The 17,428-nt window shown below is 70.1% G+C and carries 22 protein-coding genes; all 22 read left to right on the top strand.

The window, feature by feature from the left end; genetic code table 11:
- The first annotated feature begins 72 nt into the window (after positions 1 to 72).
- The 22 genes from BKX98_RS13075 (at position 73) to BKX98_RS12970 (ending at position 17,419) form a co-directional block, all read left to right on the top strand.
- Positions 73 to 414, top strand: coding sequence for a flagellar basal body protein (locus BKX98_RS13075; protein WP_073707700.1), 342 nt, complete (start codon positions 73 to 75; stop codon positions 412 to 414).
- Positions 411 to 806, top strand: a complete 396-nt coding sequence (locus tag BKX98_RS13070; RefSeq protein WP_073707578.1) for a flagellar basal body rod protein FlgC — start codon at positions 411 to 413, stop codon at positions 804 to 806. Before BKX98_RS13075 ends, BKX98_RS13070 begins: the two co-directional genes overlap by 4 nt.
- Positions 806 to 1,111 (top strand): flagellar hook-basal body complex protein FliE, encoded by a 306-nt coding sequence (fliE, locus tag BKX98_RS13065; protein WP_073707577.1) that lies wholly within the window; start codon positions 806 to 808, stop codon positions 1,109 to 1,111. Before BKX98_RS13070 ends, fliE begins: the two co-directional genes overlap by 1 nt.
- Positions 1,111 to 2,697: a flagellar basal-body MS-ring/collar protein FliF gene (gene fliF / locus BKX98_RS13060; protein ID WP_233125384.1), complete on the top strand. Its 1,587-nt coding sequence runs from the start codon at positions 1,111 to 1,113 to the stop codon at positions 2,695 to 2,697. Before fliE ends, fliF begins: the two co-directional genes overlap by 1 nt.
- Positions 2,694 to 3,713, top strand: coding sequence for a flagellar motor switch protein FliG (locus BKX98_RS13055; protein ID WP_073707576.1), 1,020 nt, complete (start codon positions 2,694 to 2,696; stop codon positions 3,711 to 3,713). Before fliF ends, BKX98_RS13055 begins: the two co-directional genes overlap by 4 nt.
- The gene (locus tag BKX98_RS13050) at positions 3,703 to 4,311 is read left to right on the top strand and encodes a FliH/SctL family protein (protein WP_073707575.1); all 609 of its coding nucleotides are present in this window, start codon (positions 3,703 to 3,705) and stop codon (positions 4,309 to 4,311) included. Before BKX98_RS13055 ends, BKX98_RS13050 begins: the two co-directional genes overlap by 11 nt.
- Positions 4,308 to 5,636, top strand: a complete 1,329-nt coding sequence (locus tag BKX98_RS13045; protein ID WP_233125383.1) for a FliI/YscN family ATPase — start codon at positions 4,308 to 4,310, stop codon at positions 5,634 to 5,636. The genes BKX98_RS13050 and BKX98_RS13045 overlap by 4 nt, the downstream gene beginning before the upstream one ends.
- Complete coding sequence (gene fliJ / locus BKX98_RS13040) at positions 5,633 to 6,055, top strand: flagellar export protein FliJ (RefSeq protein WP_073707574.1); 423 nt, start codon at positions 5,633 to 5,635, stop codon at positions 6,053 to 6,055. The genes BKX98_RS13045 and fliJ overlap by 4 nt, the downstream gene beginning before the upstream one ends.
- The gene (locus BKX98_RS13035) at positions 6,052 to 6,879 is read left to right on the top strand and encodes a C40 family peptidase (RefSeq protein WP_073707573.1); all 828 of its coding nucleotides are present in this window, start codon (positions 6,052 to 6,054) and stop codon (positions 6,877 to 6,879) included. The genes fliJ and BKX98_RS13035 overlap by 4 nt, the downstream gene beginning before the upstream one ends.
- Positions 6,876 to 8,456, top strand: coding sequence for a flagellar hook-length control protein FliK (locus tag BKX98_RS13030; RefSeq protein ID WP_073707572.1), 1,581 nt, complete (start codon positions 6,876 to 6,878; stop codon positions 8,454 to 8,456). The genes BKX98_RS13035 and BKX98_RS13030 overlap by 4 nt, the downstream gene beginning before the upstream one ends.
- A gap of 16 nt (positions 8,457 to 8,472) precedes the next feature.
- Positions 8,473 to 8,988: a flagellar hook assembly protein FlgD gene (locus tag BKX98_RS13025; protein WP_073707571.1), complete on the top strand. Its 516-nt coding sequence runs from the start codon at positions 8,473 to 8,475 to the stop codon at positions 8,986 to 8,988.
- A gap of 41 nt (positions 8,989 to 9,029) precedes the next feature.
- Positions 9,030 to 10,205, top strand: a complete 1,176-nt coding sequence (locus tag BKX98_RS13020) for a flagellar hook protein FlgE (RefSeq protein WP_073707570.1) — start codon at positions 9,030 to 9,032, stop codon at positions 10,203 to 10,205.
- Between the two features lie 65 nt (positions 10,206 to 10,270).
- Positions 10,271 to 10,477 carry a flagellar FlbD family protein gene (locus tag BKX98_RS13015; RefSeq protein WP_073707569.1) on the top strand — a complete coding sequence of 69 codons (207 nt, stop codon included), beginning with the start codon at positions 10,271 to 10,273 and terminating at the stop codon, positions 10,475 to 10,477.
- A gap of 13 nt (positions 10,478 to 10,490) precedes the next feature.
- Positions 10,491 to 11,297 (top strand): motility protein A, encoded by an 807-nt coding sequence (locus BKX98_RS13010; RefSeq protein WP_073707568.1) that lies wholly within the window; start codon positions 10,491 to 10,493, stop codon positions 11,295 to 11,297.
- Positions 11,294 to 12,124, top strand: coding sequence for a flagellar motor protein MotB (locus BKX98_RS13005; protein WP_073707567.1), 831 nt, complete (start codon positions 11,294 to 11,296; stop codon positions 12,122 to 12,124). The genes BKX98_RS13010 and BKX98_RS13005 overlap by 4 nt, the downstream gene beginning before the upstream one ends.
- 100 nt (positions 12,125 to 12,224) lie before the next feature.
- A complete protein-coding gene (locus tag BKX98_RS13000; protein ID WP_233125382.1) occupies positions 12,225 to 13,142 on the top strand; it encodes a flagellar motor switch protein FliM in 918 nt (305 codons plus the stop codon).
- A 2-nt stretch (positions 13,143 to 13,144) separates the two neighbouring features.
- A complete protein-coding gene (fliN, locus tag BKX98_RS17050) occupies positions 13,145 to 13,888 on the top strand; it encodes a flagellar motor switch protein FliN (protein ID WP_073707566.1) in 744 nt (247 codons plus the stop codon).
- A gap of 2 nt (positions 13,889 to 13,890) precedes the next feature.
- A complete protein-coding gene (locus BKX98_RS17045; RefSeq protein WP_073707565.1) occupies positions 13,891 to 14,475 on the top strand; it encodes a flagellar biosynthetic protein FliO in 585 nt (194 codons plus the stop codon).
- Positions 14,472 to 15,275, top strand: coding sequence for a flagellar type III secretion system pore protein FliP (gene fliP / locus BKX98_RS12985; RefSeq protein WP_073707564.1), 804 nt, complete (start codon positions 14,472 to 14,474; stop codon positions 15,273 to 15,275). The genes BKX98_RS17045 and fliP overlap by 4 nt, the downstream gene beginning before the upstream one ends.
- A 3-nt stretch (positions 15,276 to 15,278) precedes the next feature.
- On the top strand, positions 15,279 to 15,554 hold the full coding sequence (gene fliQ, locus BKX98_RS12980; RefSeq protein ID WP_073707563.1) for a flagellar biosynthesis protein FliQ: 276 nt from the start codon (positions 15,279 to 15,281) through the stop codon (positions 15,552 to 15,554).
- On the top strand, positions 15,555 to 16,319 hold the full coding sequence (locus tag BKX98_RS12975; RefSeq protein WP_073707562.1) for a flagellar biosynthetic protein FliR: 765 nt from the start codon (positions 15,555 to 15,557) through the stop codon (positions 16,317 to 16,319).
- A complete protein-coding gene (locus BKX98_RS12970; protein ID WP_073707561.1) occupies positions 16,316 to 17,419 on the top strand; it encodes a flagellar biosynthesis protein FlhB in 1,104 nt (367 codons plus the stop codon). Before BKX98_RS12975 ends, BKX98_RS12970 begins: the two co-directional genes overlap by 4 nt.
- Positions 17,420 to 17,428 lie beyond the last annotated feature (9 nt).

The following is a 17,428-nucleotide window of genomic DNA, read 5'->3' as shown; positions in this document are numbered from 1 at the left end:
GGGGAGCATGGATCGCTCGTACGCCCCTTTGCCCACGGATGGGCCCAGTCCAAGACCCTGGAGCATCACGTCTTGTTTGATTCTGTGACGTCCTTGTCGCTGGAAAGCGCCCTGGACGCGTTGTCCCTGCGCCAGCGGGCCATCGCCAACAACATTGCCAACGTCAACACCCCGGGCTACCAGGCCCGCCGGGTGCAGTTCGAAGCCGCGCTCTCGCGGTCCATCGAGCAAGGCGGCGGCCAGGTCGAGGCCATCATCTCCAACTCGCTGGAACCGACCCGGCTGGACGGTTCGAACGTGAACCTGGACACCGAGACCCTGTCGAACATCGACACCATGCTGCGCTACCAGTTCGCCTCCCAGGCGGCCTCCGGGCCTTTCAACTCCATCCGCACTGCATTGAGGGGCAACTGATGTTTGACGCGATCGGCATCGCAGGAAGCGGGCTGACCGTCCACCGCAAATGGCTGGACGCCGTGGCCGACAACCTCGCCAACGCCAATACCGTGCGCGCCACCGACGACGAGGCCTTCCGCGCACAATACGTCGTGGCCCGCGCTGGCGCGGAGAATTCCGGGGCCTATGTCGCCGGCATCGAGCGCGGCAGCGCCGAGGGCCGCATCGTGCACGAACCAGACCACCCGCTGGCCGACGAGGAGGGCAATGTCCGCTACCCGGACATCGACATGTCCGAGCAGATGGGCGCACTGATCATGGCGCAGCGCGGCTACCAGGTCAACGCGGCCGTGGTGGACCGCGCCCGGGAGAGCTACCAGGCCGCCTTGCAGATCGGACGGGCACAATAATGGCACTCGAAATCAACGCGGTCACCGCGGTCGCGCCAACCCGGGCCAGCGGGTACCTCGCACCGAGCACCCCGACCACCGACGGCTCCGAATTCGCCACGGCACTCGGCGGCGCGTTGGACGAGCTGCAGCAACTACAAGCCACCTCCAACGACCTGTCGCTCAAGGCCGTCACCGGCGACCTCGCTGACATCCACACCGCCACCCTGGCCTCCGCCCGGGCCTCGCTGGCCCTGGAAATGGCGGCCACCTTCCGCAACCGCGGCGTCGAAGCCTTCAACGAGATCATGAGGATGCAAGCCTAGTGGCCGCCTTGCCCCCGGCGCTGGCCAAGGTCGGCACAAGCCTGCGCAACTTCACCCTCGCCCAACGCACCATCGCCCTGATCGGCCTGGCCGTGCTGGCCCTGGGCACGATCGCGCTGGTGAACTTCGCCAGCCAGCCGAAGATGACCCCGCTGTTCACCGGTCTGTCAGCCGAAGACGCCGCCGGCGTCGTCGAGCAGCTGAAGTCCGACGCCATCCCGTACGAAATCACCGGCGCCGGCGGCACCATCCTGGTGCCCCAGGCCAACGTCTACGAGTCCCGGCTGAAGGCCGCTAGCGCCGGCCTGCCCTCGGCAGGCACCAGCGGCTACTCGCTGCTGGACGAGATGGGCGTGACTTCCTCGGAATTCCAGCAGAGCATCACCTACAAGCGCGCCCTGGAAGGGGAGCTGGCCTCCACCATCCAGGCGATGGACGCGGTCAGCACTGCCTCGGTCAAGCTGGCCATCCCCGAGCAGACTGTCTTCGTGGAATCCGCTGCGGATCCCACGGCCTCCATCTTCGTGCAGACCCAGCCCAATGCGACGCTGTCCGGCGAACAGGTGCAGTCCATCGTGCACCTGGCTTCGGCAGCCGTTGAGGGGCTGAAGCCAGAGGACATCTCTGTGGTCGATTCCACCGGCAAGCTGCTCTCCGCAGCAGGGGTGGGAATGGAAGGCTCGGCCGGCCAGCAGGCCGCCGACTACGAAAGCCGGATCACCCGAATGGTCCAGGACATGCTGGACCGCGTTGTCGGCCCGGGCAACGCCTCGGTGGCCGTGGCCGCAGATGTCTCGCTGGAATCGGCAGAACGCGTCGAGGAAAGCTTCACCGCGCCGGAGGACAACCCCGTGCTGAGCGAAACCACCAAGGAAGAGGACTACGAGGGCAGCGGCAGCAACGAGGCCGGGGTGCTCGGCCCGGACAACATTGCCGTACCCGGGGGCAGCGGCAGCGAGGGGACCTTCTCCTCAACCGAGGCCAACCGCACCAACGCGATCAACAGGGTCACCGAGAACCGGATGATCCCCTCGGGAATCCTGAACCGCCAGAGCGTGTCGGTGGCGCTGGACTCGGAGGCCGCCCGCGGCCTGGATGTCGAGGAACTGACCGGCATGATCAGCGCCGCCGCCGGCATCGACCCGGAACGCAATGACACCGTCAACGTCTCGGTGCTGCCCTTCTCCACCGAAGCGGCCACCGAAGCCCAAGAAGCGCTGAACGCGGCCCGGGACGCGCAGAAGCAGGATCGCGACGCCCAGCTGTTGCGCACCCTGGTGATCGCCGGGGCCGTGCTGCTGGTGCTGGCACTGCTGGCTGCCTACCTGCTGCTGCGCAGCCGCAACCGCAATCGCCGCGAGCTGGTGGATCTCGGGGAGCTGCAGGAGCTGCGTGAGGCCCGCGATGCTCTCACCGCGATGCCCGATACGCAGACCACCGCCATGAGCCAGATCCCGGCTACCGAGCTGGCCGAGACCACGCCGGCCCGGGCCAAGCGCGAGCAGCTTTCCGCGCTGGCCGCCGAGAACCCGGCGAAGATGGCCGAGCACCTGCGCTCGCTGATGTCCGGCAAGGGCGAGCCATGAGCCAGCAGGAGTCCCGCCAGGTGGAACTGACCGGCATCCAGAAGGTCGCCGTGGTGCTCATGCAGCTGGACCAGGAGCAGGCCGCCGAGGTGATGCGCCAGTTCAACGAATACGAATCGGAGGAGATCGCCGCCGAACTGCTGCGCCTGAGCCAGGTGGACACCGCGGTGGTGGATCAAGCCCTCGATGAGGTCCATGAGCTGGCCACCGGCACGCTCACCGGCGGGCGCGAAGCAGCCAGCGAGCTGCTCGAAGCATCCTTCGGGACCGAGAAGGCCACCACGGTGATGAATCGGCTGAACTCCTCGATGGCCGGACGCACCTTCGAATTCCTCGACGGCACCGAGGCCGCGCACATTGTCTCCCTGCTCGACGGGGAATTGCCCCAGACCATCGCCCTGGTGCTCGGCTACCTGCGACCGGACACCGCTTCGCAGGTGCTCGCTGGCCTGCCCGCCGACACCAGGACGCTGACCGCGGCTGCGCTGGCGACCATGGGCACCGCCGTGCCCGAAGCGGTGCAGGTGGTCTCCGAGGAACTCAAACGGCGCACCGGGACCCTGGCCACCCGCCACGAGCCGGTGGAACAGGTCGGCGGCATCCAGCCGCTGGTGGACATCATCAACCGGTCCGAGGTCAGCCTCGAAAATGAGCTGCTCGCCTCGCTGGGACAGCACGATCCGGCCCTGGCCGAGGACGTGGCCTCCCGGCTGCTGTCCTTCGGCGACCTGGTGCGCTTCGAACGCCGCGACATCCAGCAGGTGCTGCGCGGGGTGGACCCTCGAACCCTGGCCTACGCGCTGCGCGGCGCGGCGAGCGAACTGGAAACGGTGATCCGGGCGAACATCTCCGAGCGCACCGCCGAACTGCTGGACGCCGAGAGCGCGGCCATGGACCGGGTGCGGGTCTCCGAGGTCGACGCTGCCCGGGCGGAAATCGTCCGGCAGATCCGCGCCCTGGAAGCCGAGGGGCAGATCACTATCAAGCGCGGGGAGGGCGACGAATTTGTCCAGTGACTCCGCCTTCATTCCCTCGGCCTTCCGCGCCCTGTCCACCACCGAGGCGGACAAGGCGCAGGCCGAGGCCCGCGCCGTTGGATACGCTGAAGGCTATGCCACCGGCATTCGCGCCGCGGAGGCCGCCGCCCGGGCCGCGCGCACCGAGCTGGCCCGGCAGGCCGCTGACGCCGAAGCAGCGCGTGCCAGCGAGCATGCCCAGGCGCAGGCAGCCCTGCAGGCAGCAGTGCAGCACGTGCAACGCCTGTCCGCCCCCGTCCTGCACGAGGCCGGCGGCATGTTGGCTTCGGCGGCGATCGAGCTGGCCGAAGCCATTCTCGGGCAGGTGCTGGACGATGCGCACTTCGCCGCTCGCAGCGCGCTCGAGCGCGCCACCGCAGAAGTGGCCCCCGGCGCCCTGTGCCAGGTGCGGCTGAACCCGCGGGACCTGCAGCTGCTGCGCCGCGGCACCGGCCCCGCAGCAGGCATCGACCTGTTCGCCGACCCAACGCTGGCCTCCGGGGACGCGATCGCCGAGCTCCCCGACGGCCTGCTCGATGCCCGCATCGCCGCCGGGCTGCAACGGGCCAAGGACGCACTGGCCGGAGGGGCGCAGTGAACGGCCCGCAACTGTCGGCGCTGCACCCGCACTGGACGCAGGCGCTGGCCGCGGCCGCCCCGGAACGCAGCGGCGTGGTCAGCGAGCTGGTGGGCCTGGGCCTGCGGGTGCAGGGACTGGACGTGCCGGTGGGCAGCGTGCTGCACGTCGGCGCGCAGCAGGTGGCCGTGGACGTAGTGGCAGCCAGCGGCGACGGGCTGCACTGCATGCCGCTGGCTTCGCTGCAGCAGGTCAAGCTCGGGGACCGGGTGCACGCCAGCCTGCGCGGCAACGTCGTTCCGGCCGGGCCCGGGCTGCTCGGGCGCGTCATCGACGGGCTGGGACGGCCCATCGACGGGCGCGGTCCGCTGGGCGAGCACCAGCTGGTCGACCGGGAGCAGTCCAGCCCGCCGGCCATGGAACGCGGCCGCATCACCGAGCCCCTGAACCTCGGGGTGCGCGCCCTGGATACCCTGTGCACGGTGGGCGCCGGGCAGCGCCTGGGCCTGTTTGCCGGGTCCGGGGTGGGCAAGTCCTCGCTGCTGTCAATGATCGCCCGCGGCACCGCCGCCCAGGTGAATGTCATCGCGCTGATCGGCGAACGCGGCCGCGAGGTGCGCGAATTCCTCGAAGACGACCTGGGCCAAGCGGGCCTGGCCCGCTCCGTGGTGGTGGTCTCCACCGCGGACGAACCAGCCCGGATGCGCCTGCGCGCCGCGCAGAGCGCCACCCGGATTGCCGAGCATTTCCGCGCCCAGGGCGCCCAGGTGGTGCTGATGATGGATTCGCTGACCCGTGTAGCCATGGCGCAGCGCGAAATCGGCCTGTCCGCCGGGGAACCGCCGGCCACCCGCGGCTACCCGCCCTCGACCTTTGCCGTGCTCGCCGGGCTGCTCGAACGGGCCGGGAGGGACGCAGCCGGTTCGATCACCGGGATCTACACGGTGCTGGTGGACGGCGATGACCACAACGAGCCCATCGCCGATGCCGCGCGCTCCCTGCTCGACGGCCATGTGGTGCTCGATCGCGCATTGGCGGTGCAGGGGCATTTCCCCTCCATCAACGTGCTCGGCTCGGTCTCCCGACTGGCCAGCAAGGTCGCCACCGCACAGCAGAAGCAGCAAGCCGGTGCCCTGCGCCGCGCGCTGGCCGCCCGGGCCAGTGTCCAGGACCTGATCGACGTCGGCGCCTACCAGCCCGGGGCCAACCCGGAGGCAGATGCCGCGGTGGCGCACCGGACGGCCATTGACGGCTTCCTGCGCCAGCGGCTGGAAGAACCTTCCGCGGCCACGGACTCCTGGAGGCAGCTGCAGGCGCTGCTGGCATCGATGGGAATCCAGCCATGAGCCGCGGTTTCAGCCTGGCCGGGCTGCTGCGCGTGCGCCAGCTGGCCGAGCGCCGGGCTGCCGGGGAACTGGCCGCCGCGAACGCCGCTGTGCGTGGCAACCGGCGGCAGCGCGAACAGGCGCTGGCGCAGCTGCACGGCACCGGGGACGACCCGGTGGACAGCAGCAGCCTGCTGGCCATTGCCGCGGCCCGTTCCGCCGGGCGGGCGGCGCTGGCGGACCTGCAGGCGTTGGACGCCAGGCTTGTGCAGGACGCCGAACGCGCCGCCGAACGCTACCAGGTGGCGCACAGCGAGCTGAAGGCCGTCGAGAAGCTCGAAGAACGGCACCAGCAGCAGGAACGCACCGAGCAGCTGCGCACCGAGCAGCAGCTGCTCGATGAAATGGCAGGAACCACGGCACGAAGGGGCCACGTATGAGTTATGCAGCCGTTGCCGCACGCATTGGAGCTATCGAGGCGAATCTGTCCAGAGTGGCCGGGACCGTTCCCGGCGCCACGTCGCGCGGCACCCCTGCGGCCACCGCGCCCCAGGTCGCCGCAACCGAAGTCGCCGCCCAGGCCGCCGGGTTCGCGCAGCTTCTGGATAATGCCGTGCTCGGCGGCGGAACCGCCGTCCCCAACTCAATGGCCGCCGGCGCAATGTCGGCGTCCGTGAAGAACGCACCGTCTGCTTCCATGCTCGCCGGAACGGTGTCCGGCGCAACCCGGGCCGAAGCCGCCGCTCCGCCAGCAGTCCAGCAGAAACCGCAGGTTCAGGCCAAGGAACCGGAAGGCGCCGTTTCCGGGGCGGATGGAGGTGACGTCGTGGCAGCCTCCAAGAAGTACCTGGGCGTGCCGTACGTTTGGGGAGGGAACAACCCGGCCGTCGGCCTGGACTGTTCCTCCTTCGTGCAGCACACCTTCCGCGATTTGGGCATCGAGCTGCCGCGGGTGGCCCGCCAGCAGGCCAAGGAAGGCACGGAAGTGCCCACCCTGGCCCAGGCGAAGCCAGGTGACCTGATTGTCACCCGTGGCGGAGGCCATATCGGCATCTACCTGGGGGAGAACAGGATGATCCATGCCCCGCGCCCCGGGGAACAGGTCAGCATCCGCGAACTGTTCGAAACCGACAAGGACATCATGACGATCCGGCGTATCGTGCCCTCCCAGGCCGCGGACACGGCACTGGTCCAAGCTCAGGGCCAGCAGCTGGCCGCAGCCCAGCGCGCCAGCTTCAACCACACTGCGGGCGGTGCCTCATGATCGCGACAACTGCCGCAGGCAGTGTCCTGCCATTCGGTACAGCGCCGGCCGCCGCCCCCACCGGCACTGCCCCCGACAGCGGAGCCGCAGAGCTGTTCGCCGGCCACGTGTCCCGCCAGGCCGCCGCACAGTCCGCCGGCGGCTCAGGACATGCGCCGAATGCTGCCCCGGTGCCGGGGAAGGCCGACCCGGCTGATCCGTCCGGACCCGCCGTTTGGACCGAGCCCCGCAATGACGTCCCCCCTGCGCTACAGAATCCGGAGAATGGCCGGATGCTGCCGATTATCGCCCAGAACCTGCTGCTACGTGTTGACCTGTCCCACATGCAGCGTCTGGCGGGTCCTGGCCCGAACACCGGCATCCAGCCGTTAATCGGCAATCCGGCAGTGCCGGGGCAAGATGCCGGCGGGAATACCGACGGCTTGCCGGAGACGCTGGTGCTGGGACCGGATACAGCCATGTCACCAGTCCAGGATCTTGCCATCCACGCGGCACCGGCAGGGCTGCCAGAGGTTCCTGCTGGATCAACGATTACAGGAGCCCTCGCGCCGAACCACATCCCTGCGCCCACCGTGGCGCACCCGACTCCGGAGGGGACAGCTGCGCCACCAGCGCTGCCCGTTCCCGAAGGCATGGCCCGCGCTGAGGATGCTGGCCGTGGCAAACGTTCCTCGGCCCTGGCTGGGCCGGCAGAACCCCCGTCCGCCGGTGCAGTTAATGCAACGGGCCCGAGCGGTGGAGCCAACTTGGCGGCCGGTCCCGTGGCGGGCACGCAGCCTGGCGGAGTGGTTTCAGCTGGACCGATGCCGGCCGATGCTGTCCAAGCCGTTGCCCTGCCGGGGCACGCCATGGGAAGTTCCTTGATGGCCCCGGGCAGTTCCGTCGCGCAAGCACCAGAACTCGACGCTGCTACCGTCCCTGCCATCGCCGCCGACCCTGCCGGGAACGCAGCCGCGCGCGGGGCCGTGGATGCGGTGCAGTTGGCCACCGGCAGCATTACCGAGGCGGCACCGGCAGCGAAGCCTGCGGCGGAGGTTGCTGCTCGCCCGGCAGCCCCGCCACCGCTGCTGCGCCAGCTCGCGGTCCCGCTGGCCACGGTGCTCACGGCACCGAACGGGCTGCACACGCTCACCGTCCAGGTCGCTCCGGATTCACTGGGTCCGGTCGTGCTCACCGCGAACTGGGGTGCCGAGGGGATGAAGCTGGATCTGGCGGCCCCGAGCGACGCTGGACGCGAAGCCCTGCGCGCCCTGCTGCCCGAGCTGCGCCGCGACTTCGCGATGCTCGGCCACGGCAGTGTCCAGGTGCTGGCCGCGGCGCCGGAGCCGGCGGCCGCCGGTAGCTCGCCCAACTCGCAATCCTCCGGGCAGCAAGGCCTGCCGGCCGGCGGCCAGGGACAGCCCGGCCAGCCGGGCCGGGACGGATCCGCACCGGAACCTGGACCGCAACCGGCGCTGCCGGCGGCCGGCGAAGTCACCGGGAAGCCGGAACAGTCCATGGCCCCGCTGGCCCCCGGGACGCCCAACGATCCTGCAACGCGCCACCTCGCCGCATCCGCACTGGACCTGCTGGCCTGACCCACGGAAGAGAACCATGAGCATTTCACCGATAGAACCGGCCGGAGCGTCCCGGGAGGCGGCCACCGCCGCCCCTGCCCGTGCGCCGAAGCAGGTCATGGACTCCGAGGTCTTCCTGCACCTGCTGGTGACCCAGCTGGCCAACCAGGACCCGAGTTCGCCGATGGACACCAACCAGATGATTTCCCAGACCACGCAGCTGGCCTCCATGGAGCGGCTGAATACCATGGCGGCCGCACAGCAGTATTCGCTGGACATCCAGCAGCGCACCGCCGCCTCCTCGCTGATTGGCCAGCAGGCCACCTCGGCGGACGAACCGGCGCTCACCGGCCTGGTCACCGCGGTAGCCTTCACGGCCGAGGGGCCGGTGCTGACCGTGGGCGAGAACCAGATCCCGCTCTCGCGCATCGCCCAGGTGCAGCAGGCTCCAGACACTGCCCAGCCGCCAGCCGACCTCGCCGAGCCTCCAAGCCCGGCGGAACCCGATGGCCCGGAGGAGAACCTCGCCGGACCAGAAGCGCTCACCGCCTGAATGACAACCACCCCACCGAACACCTAGCAGAAAGCCACACCATGCTCCGCTCCCTGTACTCCGGCATCTCGGGCCTGCGCGCCCACCAGACCATGCTCGATGCCACCGGCAACAACATTTCCAACGTGAACACCACCGGATTCAAATCATCCTCGGTGCAGTTCCAGGACACCCTCTCGCAGCTCACCCAGGGCGCCACCGGCCCGGCCGCTGACCGCGGAGGCGCCAACCCCGCCCAGGTGGGCCTGGGCGTGCAGGTGGCCGGAATCTCCACGAACTTCGCCCAGGGATCCAGCCAGAACACCGGCCGGTCCACCGACATGATGATTTCCGGGGACGGCTTCTTCGTCACCCGCAACGGCAATGCCACCGAACTGACCCGCGCCGGCGCGTTCGGCTTGGACGCCAACGGCCGGCTCACCAGCCCCGACGGCGGGCTGGTGCAGGGCTGGATGGCCGGGGCCGATGGCCAGCTGGCCACCGGTGGGGCACTGTCCGATATCGCCCTGCCAGACGGGCTGATCGCCCCGGGAGCGGCCACCGGCGTCGCCTCGGTGGGCGGCAACCTGCCCAAGGAAACAGCCGTGGGAGAGCAGCTGGTGCGCGACGCCCAGGTCTTCGCCGCGGACGGCACCGAGCACACCCTGACCCTGTCCTTCACCCGCACCGCCGGCGGCTGGAACGTGGCCGGGACCCACAGCGCCGGCGGCAACGGCACCGCGCAGCTGGCCCTGGATGCCAACGGAGAGCTCTCCGACGCGGTGCTCGCCGTGGGCGGCATCGAGGTGGACCTGGCGGGGCTGACCGGCTACGCGGAGCTGAGCACCGCAAGCATCTCCGGGGTGGACGGCAACGCCGCGGGCACCCTGGAAAGCTTTACTCTGGGAGCGGACGGCTCGCTGACCGGAACCTTCTCCAACGGCGCCCAGCAGGTCGTGGCGCAGATCGCCATCGGTAACGTCGCCAACCCGGCCGGGCTGTCCAAGGCCGGCGGCTCTTCCTACACGTTGACCGGCAACTCCGGCGAGCTGCAGCTGGGCACCGCCGGCAGCCCTGGCTTCGGGGCGCTGGCCGGGGGCATGCTGGAGATGTCGAATGTGGATCTCTCCCAGGAATTCACCAACCTGATCGTCGCCCAGCGCGGCTTCCAGGCCAACGCGCGGATCATCACCACCAGCGACGAGCTGCTCCAGGAGCTGTCCAACCTCAAGCGGTAGCTGGCGGCTAACCCCGGGCGCCGCGCTGCCGACAGTCAAGGGTGGACTAACGAGGTGAGGGCCCGATGATCATGCTGACCCGGCTGAACGCCACGAAGCTGGCGCTGAATGCCGATCTGATCGAGCGGATCGGGCAGGCCCCGGACACCGTGGTGGTCATGGCCAACGGGGCGCAATACGTGGTGCGCGAATCCCCGGAGGAAATCATCGAGCTGACCATCGACTACCGGGCCCGGGTGCTGAATGCCGCCCGCGTTCCGGCACCGCGCTAAAGGGGAGGGATCCATGGATCCGGCAACAATCATCGGGCTGCTGCTGGCCTTCGGCGCCATGTTCACCATGCTGTTCATGGAGGGGGCCAGCCCGTCATCCATCCTGCTGCCCGCACCAATGATCATCGTGTTCTTCGGCACCATCGCCGTGGGCATCGCCAGCGGCACCATCAAGGACATGCTTGCCGCCGCCAAGGCGCTGCCCGGGGCCTTCCGGGGCAAGGTTGGCAATGCCCGTGAACTGGTCGATCAGCTGGTGGCGCTGGCCGAGGTGGCCCGCCGCGACGGGCTGCTGGCCCTGGAGGCCGAGGTGGCCGGGGCCAAGGATCCGCTGGTGGCCCGCGCCCTGCAGGCCATGGCCGACGGGGTGGACACCGATGAGCTGCGCGACATGCTCGAGGACCACCTGATGGCGGCCGAACGGGACAGCGCCATCGCCAGCAAGTGGTTCAATACCCTAGGCGGCTACGCGCCGACCGTGGGCATCATCGGCACCGTGGTGTCGCTGACCCACGTGCTGGAGAACCTCTCGCAACCCGACGAGCTCGGGCACATGATCGCCGCCGCCTTCGTCGCCACCCTGTGGGGACTGGTTTCGGCGAACTTCATCTGGCTGCCCATCGGCGCCCGGCTCGGCCGGCTGGCCGAATTGGAATCCGAGCGGATGAACCTGGCCATCGAAGGGCTGCTGGCGATCCATTCGGGCACCCCGGCGCTGGTGCTGCGCGAGAAGCTCGAAGGCCTGCTGCCTCAGGCAGCGAAGGCCCCGTCCAAGACCGGCGCGCCTGTGCAGCGCGAGGATTTCGAGGCAGTCCCGTGAGCGCAGCGCGGTCCCCGCGATCCAGGCGCCGCGGGCGGTCCGGCTCGTCCGCGCATGAGGAGGGGAATTCCGAACGCTGGATGGCCTCCTACATGGACATGGTCACCGTGCTGATGTGCCTGTTCATTGTCCTGTACGCCATGTCCAGCGTGGACCAGGACAAGTACGCCGCGCTGCGCAATTCCCTGGCCACCGGCTTCGGCATGGAAAGCAGCCAGAGCGCGGACACGGCACAGGGGATCGTCGTCCCGCCCGAGCTGGCGGGCACCGAGGGGCTGCTGACCACCTCGGCCGGGGAAGAGCTGGGCCGCGAGCAGGTCCAGGAGCTGGCAAATGCCGAAGCCCAGCGGCTGATCGCGCTGAAGGACAAGATCCAGGGCGCGCTGGCCGCCGAAGGCTATCCGCAGGCCGCGGCCTACCAGATCGACCGGCGCGGGCTGAGTGTGCGGCTGGTCAGCGCCGAGACCTTCTTCGTGCCCAACAGCGCCGAGCTGACGGGCAAGGCCGAGCGCATCGTGCGGGCCATCGGCCCGGTGCTGGTGGATGCCGGGATGCAGATCGCCGTGGAGGGCTTCGCCGACGTCCGCCAGCCGGTCGACCCCTATCCGACCAACTGGGAGCTGTCGGCCAGCCGGGCTACCGGGGTGCTGCGCGTGCTGGTGGAGGACAGCGGTGTCGATGCGGCGAAGATCTCCTCGGTGGGCTACGGGGATGCCCGCCCGGTGCACGGCAGCCAGAAACTGCAGCTCAACCGGCGCGTGGATATCGTGGTGCTCTCAAACCAGCGCGAAGAGATCCGCGAGAAGTTGCCCGAACTGACCGGGTAGCCGGCCACCGGCGCCGCTTCGGCCGGCTGTGTGGCGCATCGCACGCAGGATCGGGCCGAGCCGGCTTACCGCGCCCCGGAAGCGGCCGACAGTGGGTACCGTGACATCCCTGCCATCGGGCCTTGGCGGACCGGGCCCTGAGCGTATCGCCGCCGCGGCGCAGGCCGCCGCCCCGGTCTACGATTTCCGCCGCCCCACCACGCTCGCGCGCGAGCACGCGCGCATCCTCGAACTGGCCTTCGAGACCTTCGCGCGCCAGTGGGGCACCCAGCTCACGGCCAAGATCCGCGTCATGTGCCAGGTGGGCTTCGTCTCCGTGCAGATGCAGGCCTATGACGACTACGTCGCGGGGCTGCCCGCGTTGACCACCATGGTGCTGTGCGAGCCGGAGGGCACCGAGGCCCGGGCGGTCATCCAGTTCCCGGCCAGCGAGGCGCTGAGCTGGGTGTGCCGGATGCTCGGCAGCCCGGCCCCGGGAACCTTGCCCGAGCGGGCCTTCACCCGCATCGAGGCCACCCTCATCCGTTCGCTGATGAACGAGGCGCTGGAGGATCTGCACTATTCGCTGGGCACCCTGCTCCCGCGCAGGCTGCAGGTCTCCTCGATCGCGCACCAGTCCCAATTCGCCCAGGCCGCGGACAAATCCCAGCTGCTGATCACCGCCTGGTTCACCGTCCGGGTGGGCGAGCGCAGCGCCAGCGCCTCGGTCGCCCTGCCCGCCGAGCTGCTGCTGGAGCAACTGGGGGAGAATCGCGAGCCGGAACCGGGCGGGAATTCCGAAGCCCTGCTGGCTGCCTCGCTGGGCACCGTGCCGGTGGACGTGCAGCTGGCCACCGCCCCATCGGCGGTCAGGCCGCAGGCCATCCTGGATTTGGCTGTCGGGGACATCCTGCCGCTGGGTCACCGGGTGCACCAGCCTTTCGACCTGCTGGCCGGCAACCACCGGGTCGGCACCGCGGCTGCCGGCTCGCGCAGCGGCCGGGCCGCCGCCGTCATCGTCACCACCCAAGAAAGCTGAGCATGAACGAGACCCCAGAGCACGCCCCGGTGCTGCATTCCACCGCCCTGTACACCTCCGCGGCCAGCGCCCTGGCCGCCATGCTGCCCACCGCCGAAGGCATCGAAGCGGTGCTGCATACCGGCTCGCGGCACCAGTGGCTCCCCGCGGCCACCGGCCCGGTGGTGAGCGCCACGTTCGTCGGCGAGCAGTCCGCCGACGTGGTGCTGCACCTGCACTCCAGCCAGCTCGGCGAGCCTTCCGAACGGCGCGGCGCCCGGCTGGGCGCCGAGGACCTGCTGCGCCCGGCGCTGGATGCGGCCACCGGCGTGCTCGGGGCCGGGGTGCTCACCGTGGAACCCTCCAGCGGCGCCGAGGCCACCCTGGCCGCCACCGACACCGTGGGCTTCGAGCTGCGCACCGCATCCGGCGAGCCGGCAGGCTTCTTCGCGCTGCGCCTGCGCGAGAACGCGCAGAGCGCCGTGGCCCCGGCGCCGGCCGCAGAACAGGACATGGCCAGCAGGCTCTCGCGCATCTCGAATGTGGAAATGGCGCTGACCGTGCAGATCGGGCGCACCCGGATGTCGGTGCGCGACGTGCTCGGCCTGGAACCGGGCACCGTGATCGAGCTGGACCGCTCGGCCGGCGCCCCTGCCGACGTGCTGCTCAACGGCCGGCTCATCGCCCAGGGCGAGGTGGTGGTGATGGACCAGGATTACGGCGTGCGCATCACCCGGATCCTGGACACCGAGGCGATGGGCGCCTGAGCGTGGACAGCCTGTTCCTGCTGCTGCGGGTGCTCGTCTCGCTGGCGGCGGTCTTCGGCCTGCTTTTCTACCTGCGCAAGAAGCTCCCGGCACGCTTCACCGCACCCAAGGACGAGGCGCTGAAGGTCATCTCCCGCCAGGCCATCGGCCCCAAGTCGTCGGTGGTGCTCGTTGAGGCCTGCGGTTCGCGCTACCTGCTGGGGGTCTCGGACTCCGCGGTCAACGTCCTGGACAGCATGCCCGGCAGCCATCCTGCCGGCCCCGGACGGGGCGACGAGTCCCTGGACTTCGCGGAGCACGAGGGGGCGGACGAGCAGCCGACCGCCGGACTCGAGCTGCCCGCCGCCATCGAGCCGGCAGCTGGCGAGGCACCGACCGCCAGCCAGCCGGTGCTGCGCGGGCGGCGCACCGTGCCCGAGGTGGTCGACTTCGACGCCGAGCTGCGCCGCCACCGGGCCGAACTGCCTGAGCCCGGGCCGCTTGCTCCACGCCGTGCCGGGCGTCCCAGCCTGGTCGCCGGATCCATCCTGGACGCGCAGACCTGGCGCGATGCCGGCCAGGCGCTGCGCCAAGGACCGAAGCGGTGAGCGCCCGCACACCGCGGCGTGCGGCGTGCCGGGTGCTGCTGGTGCTGGCCGCGGTGCTGGCCTGGCTGCTGCTGCCCGCGGCCGGGGCGCTGGCCGCCCCGATCGAGCCCGGCGGCGACGGCAACGGCGGTCTGTCGGTGGAAATCAACGGCCCCAACGGCACCCCGAGCTCGGGCATCGTCACGCTCATTGCCATCACCCTGCTCTCGGTGGCTCCGGCGCTGCTGCTGATGGCCAGCTCCTTCACCAAGATCTTCGTGGTGCTCGCCTTCACCCGCAACGCCCTGTCCCTGCCGAGCATTCCGCCGAACCAGGTGCTGGCCGGCCTGGCCCTGTTCCTTTCGCTGTTCATCATGTCGCCGGTGCTCGGGCAGATGAACGAGCTGGGCGTGCAGCCCTACCTGGATGGCACCGCCGACTTGTCCACCGCCCTGGAGCACGGGCTGGCGCCGCTGCGCGAATTCCTGCTGGCCCACACGCGTGAGGCGGACCTTGCGCTGATGACCCGCGCCGCGGAACTGCCCAACCCGGCCAACCCGGAGGCCGTCCAGCTGTCCACGCTGATCCCGGCGTTCATGGTCTCCGAGCTGCGCGCAGCCTTCATCATCGGCTTCGTGATCTTCGTGCCTTTCCTGGTCATCGACCTGGTGGTGGCCTCGGCCCTGATGTCCATGGGCATGATGATGCTCCCTCCGGTGATGATCTCCCTGCCCTTCAAGATCCTGTTGTTCGTGCTTGTCGACGGATGGTCCCTGGTGGTCACGGCCCTGGTCGACTCCTACCAGCTGGCGGGAGGCTGAGCCATGGATTCCGCGTCCGTGCTGGACATCGGCCTGTCCGGGCTGGTGCTCGCCGCCAAGCTGGCCGCCCCGGTGCTCGTCACCTCGCTGGTGGTGGGCTTCGCCATCTCGCTGTTCCAGTCGATGACCCAGATCCAGGAGATCACCCTGTCCTTCGTGCCCAAGGCGGTGGCCGTGGCCATCGCTCTGGTGGTCTGCGGGCACTGGATGATCTCCGAGGCCGTGCTGTTCACCCACGAGCTCTTCGGCCGGATCCCCGGGCTGCTGGGAGGGAGCTAGATGCAGTTCACCCTGCCGCTGGCCTTCCTCGAGGTGCTGCTGCTGGCCGCAGTGCGGATCACCGCCTTCCTGGTGGTGGCGCCGCCTTTCTCGCACGGGGCGATCCCTCTGCGGATCCGCGGGATGCTGGGCGTGGGCTTGGCGCTGGCCACCACCCCAGGACTGCTGGAAGGCTACCGCTCGCTGGACACCGCCGGGTACCTCGGCGCGCTGCTGGCCGAGCTGCTGGCAGGGGCCGGCATGGGCTTCCTGGTGATGCTGGCGTTTTCCGCCATCCAGTCGGCCGGAAACCTGATCGACCTGTTCGGCGGATTCTCCATGGCCCAGGGCTTCGACCCGCAGTCCATGGTCAACGGCGCGCAGTTCGCCCGGTTGTTCCACTTCGCCGCCCTGGCCCTGCTGGTCTCCTCCGACGGCTACCAGCTGATGCTGGCAGGAATCTACCGCTCCTTCTCCGCGATCCCGCTGGGTGCCGGGCTGGCGCTGCCGGCGATGGCGGAGAACCTGGGCGAGCTGCTGGGCAGCATGTTCCTGGCCGCCGTGCAGATCGCCGGGCCGCTGCTGGTGGTGCTGGTCCTGGCCGACCTCGGGCTGGGGCTGCTGACCCGGGCCGCGCCGGCGCTGAACGCCTTCGCCATGGGCTTCCCGCTGAAGATCTTCATCACCCTGGCCCTGGCCGGGACCGTGTTCGTGGTGCTGCCCTCCGTCGTCTCCGCCCTGGTGGGCGACGGGCTGTCCGCGCTGCCGGCGGTGGTGCCGCGATGAGCCAGGAAGCGGGGGAACGCAGCGAGAAGGCCACCAGCCAGCGGATGAAGGAGGTGCGCTCCAAGGGCAAGACGACCCGCTCGCAGGACCTGGCCGCCTGGCTGGGGATCGCGGCGGCGGCGCTGATGGTCCCCGGGGTGCTGCACCGGGCGCAGGAAGCCGGCCGCGAGCAGTTCGCCGCCCTGGACGCACTGGCCGCCGACCCGCAGCCGGCGGTGGCCCTGGCGCTGCTCGCCCGGGCGCTTGGGGCGATCGGCGGGATCATCCTGCCGCTGTTCGCGGTCTGCCTGGTGGTGCTCGTGGCGGTCTCCGCGCTGCAAGGGGGCATCAGCTTCCGCAAGTTCACCCTGGACCCGGCGCACCTGAACCCGGTGTCCGGCCTGCGCCGCGTCTTCGGCTTCGGCGCCCTGTGGCAGGGGGCCAAGGCCCTGGCCAAGGTGCTGGTGATCGGGGTGGTGCTCTGGCTGGTCATCGCCTGGATGATGCCGCTGCTGCTGCAATCCGGGGCGCTGCCGCTGTCCTCGCTGCTGTCCACCGGCGGGCAGGGAGCCAGCTGGCTGATCCGCGCCTCGGTGGCCGCCGGGCTGGTGCTGGCCGCCGCCGACGTGCTGGTGGTCATGCGGCGCAACCGCAAGCACACCCGGATGACCCGCAAGGAGGTCGCCGACGAGCACAAGCGCAGCGAGGGCGACCCGCTGCTCAAATCCCAGCGGCGCAGCCGGGCGCTGTCGCTGAGCCGCAACCGGATGATCGCCGCGGTGGCCGATGCCGACGTGGTCATCGTGAACCCCACGCACGTGGCGGTGGCCCTGCGCTACCAGCCGGGCGTATCCGCACCGACGGTGGTGGCCAAGGGCGCCGGGCAGATCGCGGCGAAGCTGCGCGAGGAAGCCGCGGCGCACCGGGTGCCGCTGGTGCGCGACATCGCCCTGGCCCGCTCGCTGCACGCGGACTGCGAGATCGGCCAGGAGATCCCGGCGGCGGCCTACACCGACGTGGCCCGGGTGCTGGCCTTCGTGATGCGCCTGAAAGCCCGGGGAGCGGCCTCCGGAATCCATACCGCCCCGTCCGCCCCGTCCGCCCCGCCGGCCGCCGGCTAGGAAGCGAGG

This window comes from Glutamicibacter sp. 0426, from assembly GCF_001906485.1.
GTDB classification, from domain to species: domain Bacteria; phylum Actinomycetota; class Actinomycetes; order Actinomycetales; family Micrococcaceae; genus Glutamicibacter; species Glutamicibacter nicotianae.
The sequence above is the reverse complement of the archived record's forward strand: the minus strand, read 5'-3'. Positions and strand labels throughout refer to the sequence as shown.